Source organism: Sphingorhabdus sp. (assembly GCF_040079335.1).
Taxonomy (GTDB): Bacteria; Pseudomonadota; Alphaproteobacteria; order Sphingomonadales; family Sphingomonadaceae; genus Sphingorhabdus_B.
Genome location: NZ_JBEBKL010000072.1, coordinates 1 through 7,394, shown reverse-complemented (window position 1 = coordinate 7,394; position 7,394 = coordinate 1). Strand labels below are relative to the sequence as shown.

The 7,394-nt window shown below is 60.4% G+C and carries 7 protein-coding genes and 1 pseudogene; 1 reads left to right on the top strand and 7 read right to left on the bottom strand.

Annotated elements, in window-relative coordinates; translation table 11 throughout:
* From ABL922_RS13685 to ABL922_RS13655, 7 genes are all read right to left on the bottom strand, one after another.
* The coding region (locus ABL922_RS13685) for a hypothetical protein (RefSeq protein ID WP_349024769.1) at window positions 1-451 on the bottom strand (451 nt) is incomplete at its 3' end.
* Between the two features lie 28 nt (window positions 452-479).
* A complete protein-coding gene (locus ABL922_RS13680) occupies window positions 480-1,430 on the bottom strand; it encodes an NAD-dependent epimerase/dehydratase family protein (protein ID WP_349024768.1) in 951 nt (316 codons plus the stop codon).
* Window positions 1,431-1,474: 44 nt separating this feature from the next.
* Window positions 1,475-2,140 carry a Rieske 2Fe-2S domain-containing protein gene (locus ABL922_RS13675; protein ID WP_349024767.1) on the bottom strand — a complete coding sequence of 222 codons (666 nt, stop codon included), beginning with the start codon at window positions 2,138-2,140 and terminating at the stop codon, window positions 1,475-1,477.
* On the bottom strand, window positions 2,137-3,288 hold the full coding sequence (locus tag ABL922_RS13670; RefSeq protein WP_349024766.1) for an MBL fold metallo-hydrolase: 1,152 nt from the start codon (window positions 3,286-3,288) through the stop codon (window positions 2,137-2,139). The genes ABL922_RS13675 and ABL922_RS13670 overlap by 4 nt, the downstream gene beginning before the upstream one ends.
* Window positions 3,285-4,628 (bottom strand): aminotransferase class III-fold pyridoxal phosphate-dependent enzyme, encoded by a 1,344-nt coding sequence (locus ABL922_RS13665; RefSeq protein ID WP_349024765.1) that lies wholly within the window; start codon window positions 4,626-4,628, stop codon window positions 3,285-3,287. Before ABL922_RS13665 ends, ABL922_RS13670 begins: the two co-directional genes overlap by 4 nt.
* Window positions 4,625-5,239, bottom strand: coding sequence for a TetR/AcrR family transcriptional regulator (locus ABL922_RS13660; RefSeq protein WP_349024764.1), 615 nt, complete (start codon window positions 5,237-5,239; stop codon window positions 4,625-4,627). The genes ABL922_RS13665 and ABL922_RS13660 overlap by 4 nt, the downstream gene beginning before the upstream one ends.
* Window positions 5,240-5,241: 2 nt before the next feature.
* On the bottom strand, window positions 5,242-6,651 hold the full coding sequence (locus tag ABL922_RS13655) for an aldehyde dehydrogenase family protein (protein ID WP_349024763.1): 1,410 nt from the start codon (window positions 6,649-6,651) through the stop codon (window positions 5,242-5,244).
* A 523-nt stretch (window positions 6,652-7,174) separates the two neighbouring features.
* Here ABL922_RS13655 and ABL922_RS13650 point away from each other — a divergent pair.
* A pseudogene (locus tag ABL922_RS13650) lies at window positions 7,175-7,394 on the top strand (sulfite exporter TauE/SafE family protein); the annotation flags it as partial.

Sequence of the window (7,394 nt, the reverse complement as noted above, 5' to 3'; positions counted from 1 at the left end):
ACATGATCGCACCAATCAGGTTGCGCGGTGACAGAACTTCTCGAAATGCCAACCACCCGAGGGGAACAAGCAAGACTGCGGTGGCAACTGTAACCATGGTTCCAGTGGTGTTTACCGGCCAGCCCAGGCGGAAAGCGGAGACATAACCGTACTCGAGTCCAACCACCGCTAGGCCGAATACCACTGCAACCGACACATCGCGCGGCTCAAAACGATTGCTGCCAAGTTCGGGGTTGCGCCACCAAAGGATCGAGGCGACGACCAAGGCAACTGCATATGCCAGCACCTGGAAGGCAAGAATATTGATCCCAGGTCGCGGGAGCTTGAGCATCAACTGGTAAAGCGCATAGGTGCCGACCATCAGTGCGAAAGGCCAGGCAGCCAGACCTCCTAACTTCATTTCGCGGCTTCCAGAAAGTGTTTGAGGGGGAATGAGCGCGACCTGCGCCACTGCGGCACGGCGAATTCGCTAGCGGAATTCAAACGGCTTGCTGAGGGGTACGAAACGACTTCACGGCCCGGGCAATTCCCGTCTCGAACGGAACGGTATCGCCCCAGAACCGATCGCGGAATCGCGAGATGTCAACCAGATAGGGCCGGTCCAGCAGAAAGTGCATTTCGCGGTATTCCGCAACGTCGCGGCTCAGGAAGCCTAGCAGGTAGGTTTGCAGCTTGTTGAGCTGCTTGAGTCTGAGTTCCACACCAATGGTATCCGCAGCAATCTGCATGAATTGCCGAAAAGTCAGGGTAGGTGAACAGGGCACGTGCCATGCCTGGCCATAATCGGATGCTGGGGCATCGAGAAGAGTAACGACAGCGCGGGCATAGTCTTCGACGTGCGTGACATCGTGCGGGAAATCGGGGTCTGCTGTCATGAGTACTGTCTTGTCTTGCGCTATCAATCCGAGCGTGGGCACGCCAAAGATCGACTGCCTGACGCCCGATCCATAGAAATCACTCGATCTCACCGCGACCGCCTGGACCCGTCCATCGGAGTGGACCTGCTGCCACAATCGCGTCGCCGCAGCGCGTGATTTGGGTTTACGCCGATAATCCACGATCGGCATGCTTTCGGTGAGCGGCAGCGTCTGCGGCCCATACATGTACATGTTGTCGGCGAAGACCAGCCTTGCCTGCTGTGCCTCGCAGGCGGCAAGGATATTGGCAATCGCTGTTGGCCAGGCTCGTTCCCAAACATTGCCCCGGTATGGAAAGCCCAGCGAAGCGACGACTGCATCGCAGCCCTTGATCGCCTGACCAATGGATTCGGGATCAAGCGCATCGCCGATCTGAAACACCGCCCCTGCGGGCAAGCTGGAAGGGCGTGACCTCTGGATAATCCGAACGGCCCTGCCGTGGCTGGACAACCTGGCGGAGATTGACTGGCCGATCATCCCATAGCCGATAACCGCAATCTGCTCTTTTGCCACTTCGCGCTCCTTCCAGAGTTCGTCACGCCTGTTTTGTTGGCTATTCAGGCAGGATGCCGATTGACCCAGCCCTTTATCTGTCCGCTCAAACAGGCACCGGTCCGCGCGTCAAAACGATAGCCATGCCAGGGGCAGGTCATCATGCCTTCGCCGTCAGGCTTACAATCGAGCGGCAGTCCCTGATGCGGACAGACCAGCGGCACTTCGCAGACACTGCCGTCCGCCAAGGTTACCTGCCGTCGCTGCTTATGGAGCGTCGCTCCTTCCTTCAGTGCGCGTGCGCGGTGGATCATCTTGGGCTCGTCCTCATCAATCAGGCGGACCCACATGTCGGAATAAAACTTGCCTACAGCAGGTTTGTCGAGATTCGGGCGATCCGGAACAAAGAAGCTCAGCAGCATCGTGCAATGATCGCCGTCGCCCGGAGCGATCCGGCAAACGGTGCGGCCATTCTCGGTCCCGTCGGCATCAAATGTGGCGTTAGTATATCCCAACCGGTCGGCATCAAGCGCCACCGTCATCCGCATCGCCTGCCCGTCGCGCAGCACGACATTGGCATCCCAACCATTGCGGTCAGCCTTGTTGAGGGTGATGCTCTCAAAAGCAAAGGCGTGGACATGGGGCAGATGCTCCCAATCCAGCTCGTCCTCGATGGCGCGTGCCGCAGTCGCGCCCACTTCGCGGGTCAATTCGCCAACCTCGATCATCATGATTTGACTCTCGCCGTTACCTTGACTTCCGCCCGCGCACCGGGACGAACGAAACCCGAAACGCCAATCCAGGTTGAGGCGGGAAAGGGGGCATGGATGAATTCATCTTTGACCTTGGCCATCACTGCGGCATTGGCGGCCAGATCGACCATGTAGATCGTCGTATCGACAATATCCGTGTAGTTGGCGCCGGTTTCGGCGAGGATCAGACCGATCTTCTCCCAGGCGTCGCGGAACTCGTCCTCGGCGCTGTCGCCCTGGCCGATCACGCCTGAACAAAAGATCAGTCCGGCTTCACGCACTGCTGGTGCATAATGGAACGCGTCATAGGCTTTGCGCATGGCCTCGGGCACAATGACATCGATGGTCATTGGGTCGCTCCTGCTGTTGAGATAGGCATCGGCCAGTTCGACCAGCCGACTGCGGCCAAAGCTGGGATCATGTCCTGCATGGACAATACGGGCGGGCAAGGCGCGTAATCGTTCCATCGAGCGGATGTAGGCCGGGATGTCAGAGCCGGGTATCTGGTCGAGCAGCGCGCCGTCATAAATCGCATCGCCCGAGAACAATGTGCCGCTGGCAACCTCCCACAGGGCGATACTGCCGGGAGAATGGCCGGGCAAGTGCAGCACCTCGAACTTGCGATCGCCCAGATCGACGACATCGCCTTCGCCAATCAGGCGTGAGGCCTGAGCGGCTTGCATGACATGCGTGCCAGGATCGAACCCGGCATGCGGGATCGCGGTCAACAGGCCGCCCGATATGTCGTAGCCAACGCCAGAAAACCACGCGAGGTCATCGGCAGAATAGGCCGCAATATCGAGCGGCAAATGGTTGCTGGCTTCGGCGAGCGCCTGTGCCTCTGCGTCATGGACGCAGCACACGCCGAACTCATGCGCGCCGCCCGCATGGTCCATATGACAATGGGTGAGGACAACGGTCAGCGGCTTGCCGAACAGGTCGGCGGCGGCCTCCGCAAGGCTCCCCACGCCCAGCCCGGTATCGATCAGCAGGTCGCTGTCCCGCCCTGCGACATGCCAGATGTTGCAGCGCAGAAGCGGGTGAACATGCGGCTCCCACAGCAAAGTGATGCCATCGCCGAGCGCCTTGCGTTCGAACCAGTGACCTGCAATCGGCAGCGCGCTCATTGTTCCACCGCACTGGCAAAATCGAACCGCTTGAGCACGCGCGCCGCAGCAGCGATGATCGCGTCGATATCCGCCTCGCTGTGGACAAAGGACAAGAAGAAATCGTTCGAACCGGGGATCGTCAGCACACCTTCGGTCAGAAGCGCGAGGTGAAAGAGATTAAGCTGCTTGCGATTTGTGATACTCGCCCGGTCATAGTCGGCCGCGCCATCGATCAAGAAAATTCGGACGATCGGCCCCAGCGTGTTGGCGTGGAGCGCCAACCCGTGCGCGGTAAAAGTCGCCACCAACCCATCGCCCAGCCGTCGGGCAAGCGCACCGATCCGGTCATAGCCGCCATCGGCCTGACGTTGGGCATAGTCTAGCATGGCCGCTTGCGCGCAAAGCTGCGCGACTGTGGTGTCATTGCCTGTACCGCTCTGGAAGGCGAAAGGTCCCTTGGAGCGCCCTGAGGGATCGGCCACGCCCATCACATCCGCCCGGCCTGTCACCGCGCCCAGCTTTTCGCCTGCCGAGAAAGCCTTGCCGAAGATGGCAAGGTCTGCGGTCACCCCGAAATGCTGCTGACCGCCGCCTACCGCAAGCCTGAAGCCGGCAATGACTTCATCGAAAATCAGCAACGCGCCGGTCTTGGTCGTCATTTCACGCGCGGCATGGTGGAAGCTGCCATCTCCCACCCACAGCCCGCCATGGTGCATAGAGGGGTCCATCAGCACCGCTGCGACGTCTCCGACGGCCAGTGCAGTGTGCAATGCGTCCTCATCGCCAAAGCGCAGCATGATGATGTCTTCGACCGCTCCAGGCGGAATGCCCGCGCCAAGTACACTGGCCCGCCCGTCGAGCCCGACCAGCATCTGATCTTCCATGCCGTGATAGGTGCCCAGAAACTTGATGATCTTGGCCCGCCCTGTGAAGGCGCGCGCGAAACGCAGCGCCGACATGACAGCCTCGGTGCCGCTGTTGAGGAAGCGCACCCGCTCGGCACCGGGCACGATGTCCTGCATCATCTCGGCGGTTTCGGTGCTGTGTCGAGGATTGAGGATCAGCGATCCCCTTGCCGCTCCTTCGGCAATGGCATCCATCAGAGCAGGGGCACGATGGCCTAGCAGCAGGCAGGCTCCGCACAGGAAGCAGTCAATGTAGTCATGCCCGTCGATGTCGGTGACATGCGCGCCGTGACCACCTTCGAAATAGGCCGGATAGGGCGGAAAAAATCGGACCGTCCCGGATACACCCCCCACCAGTGCGGCTTGCGCCCGTTCGTGCCAGGCAGCTGATTGCGGAGTGCGTTCGCGCCATGCGGCATGGATCGCGGTCTCGAGAGACTGGAGCGCGCTCATGCCATCTGTTCCCGGCGCGAAAGCGGCGCATCAAAGCGGGCGATGGCATCGGCCAACCGCCGGCTCAGGCGCGCGGTTTGCGCCGGGTCAGCCGCGAATACGCCTTGAATGGCAAGCCCTTCGGCCAGCCCGACCATAGTCTCTGCAAGCGCTGACGGATCCTGCCCGGCGAAATGTCCATCCGCCTGCAAGACCTCGATCACATCGCCCACTTCACGCCGCCACCAATCATAATAACTGGCGAGCTCTCCTGCGAGCTTGGGATCGTTCATCCCTTCGGCGGCGAAGTGATAGAAGATGCGGCACGAGGCAGCACGTTCCGGATCAAGCGGCATCCCGGCCTCGAGCATCGCGATCAGTCGCGCCATCCCACTTTGCCCCGCAGCGACATCGGACATAGCGCGCGCGACATGGTTCATCGCCTCGCGTAATGCGCCGAGCAGAAGCGCCTGCTTATCACCCACATAATGGGCGATCACTCCGGTCGAGCAGCCTGCTTCCTTGGCCACCGAGCGCAAGTCCGCGCCTTTTACCCCGTCGCGGGCGATCACGCGCAGGACGGCAGCAGCAATATGTGCGCGGCGTTCGTCATGATCGACAATCTTTGGCATGATCAGGCTTCCCCATATTGGCCATTGGCGGCCATGCCGGTCAGATCAGACAGCGGCGGCTCCAACACCTTGTGGACGATATTGTCCGCCGATCCCCAGAAGACCGATTTGGCGTGGCTGTAGTTGAGGAAGCCCTGCTTGGCCGAATGGCACCCTTGGCCGGAGTTCCCCAACCCGCCGAACGGCAGGGCGACATGCCCGCCTTGCAGCCCGAAGTTATTGACCGCAGCCCCGCCGCTACGCACCTCGCGGACAAACCGGGCGACGAGCGCCGTGTCATGCGTCGCGATATAGGCACCGAGCGGCGTTTCCCCGGCGTTGATCCGCGCAAAGACGCTGTCCACATCATCATAGGGCACAACCGGAATGACGGGGCCGAACACCTCATCGGTCATGCAGCCGAGATCTGCCGGCGGATCGACCACCAGCGTCAGTGGGAAATGCCGCAATCCGGGATCGGGCACATCGCTGTTCAGCCCCTCAACGCGGACACCGCGAGCGCGGGCTTCCTCGACATAGCCCGACAGCCGGGCAAAGTGCGCGGCGTTGATGATGCCGATACACTGATCCGTGCCGACATAGGTGGGGTAGGCCTGCTGCCAGACAGCTTGGGCCAGCCTGATCCATTCTTCCATCTGCCCGCGCGGCACCAGCACATGATCGGGCGCAGTGCAAACCTGCCCTGATTTGAGCGTACGGAAAGACAGGAAAAGCCGCGCCAATTCTTCGGTCACGCCATCAGGCGCGAACAGCGCCGGGTTCTTGCCGCCCAGTTCCAGCGTTACCGGCACCATGTTACGCGCGGCCGCCTGCGCAACCAGCCGCCCGATGCGCGGGCTGCCGGTAAAGGTCAGATGGTCCCACGGCATGGCGGCGAACTCTTGCGCCAGTTCCGGCCCGCCTTGCACAACGCTGAGAAGTTCCGGCTCGAAATACGCGGCAACGGCATCCGCTACCGCTTGCGCCGTGCCCGGTGCCAGTTCGGACGGTTTGATGATCACACGGTTGCCCGCCGCCAGCATGTCCACGCACATCACCAGCGCGGATTCGATGGCGAAGTTCCACGGCGCGATATTGCCCATCACGCCTTTGGGCAGCATCAGAATTTCACCATGCGACGTGCCATGTTCTGGCCCCAGATCAATCCGTTCCTCCGCGAGCCATTCCGGGAGGTGCGCCAGAAAATAGTTGCAGCGTCCCAGCACCGGGCCGGTTTCCATCAGGTCGGTCAACCAAGGATGGTGCGATCCGAAATCCTCAGCCAGAGCGCTGCGAAACGCTTCGCGGCGGTCAATCACCATCCGGCGAAGGCGAGCAACACGCTCCAACCGCGCAGAAACCTTAGGACATGGATCGTCCTTAAAGGCAGCTACCTGTCGGCTGAACGCCAAACTCAGCTGTTTGTTTGCCACTGCCATCAGCTCCTTTATATATCATACGTCTGGTATAAAAAGCTCGGAGTCAAATTCATGTCAGTTATGCCAATGAGCCGCGCCGGCTTTGCTTGAAGGAATGTCTGCTAGGATCTGGATAAGCGAACGACCGGTTTCGCCATGCTCCCTAAGGCGCCTACCGGCTCATTTCGTGCCAGTCAGGCATGGGGAATCTCCGAATTGCTGCTGCCGCTTGGCTTCGAAGTAAGTCTGACTGCAGTACGGAAAGTTTCGTGATAGCCATTTCGGTGATTACCCGGTGATTGCTGGAGCAATTTCAGGTTCGGCGAAACAGCCAAAAATGAAGCGGAGTCAGATAGATGATTGAAAACCGACACAAAATCTGGTATTTTCGCTATCGGCGACGCTGATTGCCGCAGAAAAGTTTCGCTTCGGCGCGGCTAGGAAGAACTTTCTCGCCGGCGCAGCGGCGAAACTCTATTCAAATGATCGACAATTGCCCGAGCGGAGTCGAGCAGGATGGATTTTTCGCATTTCGACCTTCGGGGTGATCTCCAACACCCTGCTGGTGGGGGTGATGGGGGTTCCGCCCGCGCTCGCCTCGCAGCGGGTGCACATTGTCGAATGCTTTACCACCGCGACTTCCGGGATCAGCCATCTGCTTCACGGCAATGTCGACAAGAAGCTGTTCTTCCGCCTGCTGGTGCCCGGAGTGATAGGCGGGGTGCTGGGGGCCTATGTGCTCAGCCACCTCGATGCCG

Bases quoted from the DNA above. Each gene is read 5' to 3' on its own strand.
- ABL922_RS13675 (WP_349024767.1), bottom strand. From the start codon at position 2,140: ATGATGATCGAGGTTGGCGAATTGACCCGCGAAGTGGGCGCGACTGCG.
- ABL922_RS13660 (WP_349024764.1), bottom strand. From the start codon at position 5,239: ATGCCAAAGATTGTCGATCATGACGAACGCCGCGCACATATTGCTGCT.
- ABL922_RS13665 (WP_349024765.1), bottom strand. From the start codon at position 4,628: ATGAGCGCGCTCCAGTCTCTCGAGACCGCGATCCATGCCGCATGGCGC.
- ABL922_RS13670 (WP_349024766.1), bottom strand. From the start codon at position 3,288: ATGAGCGCGCTGCCGATTGCAGGTCACTGGTTCGAACGCAAGGCGCTC.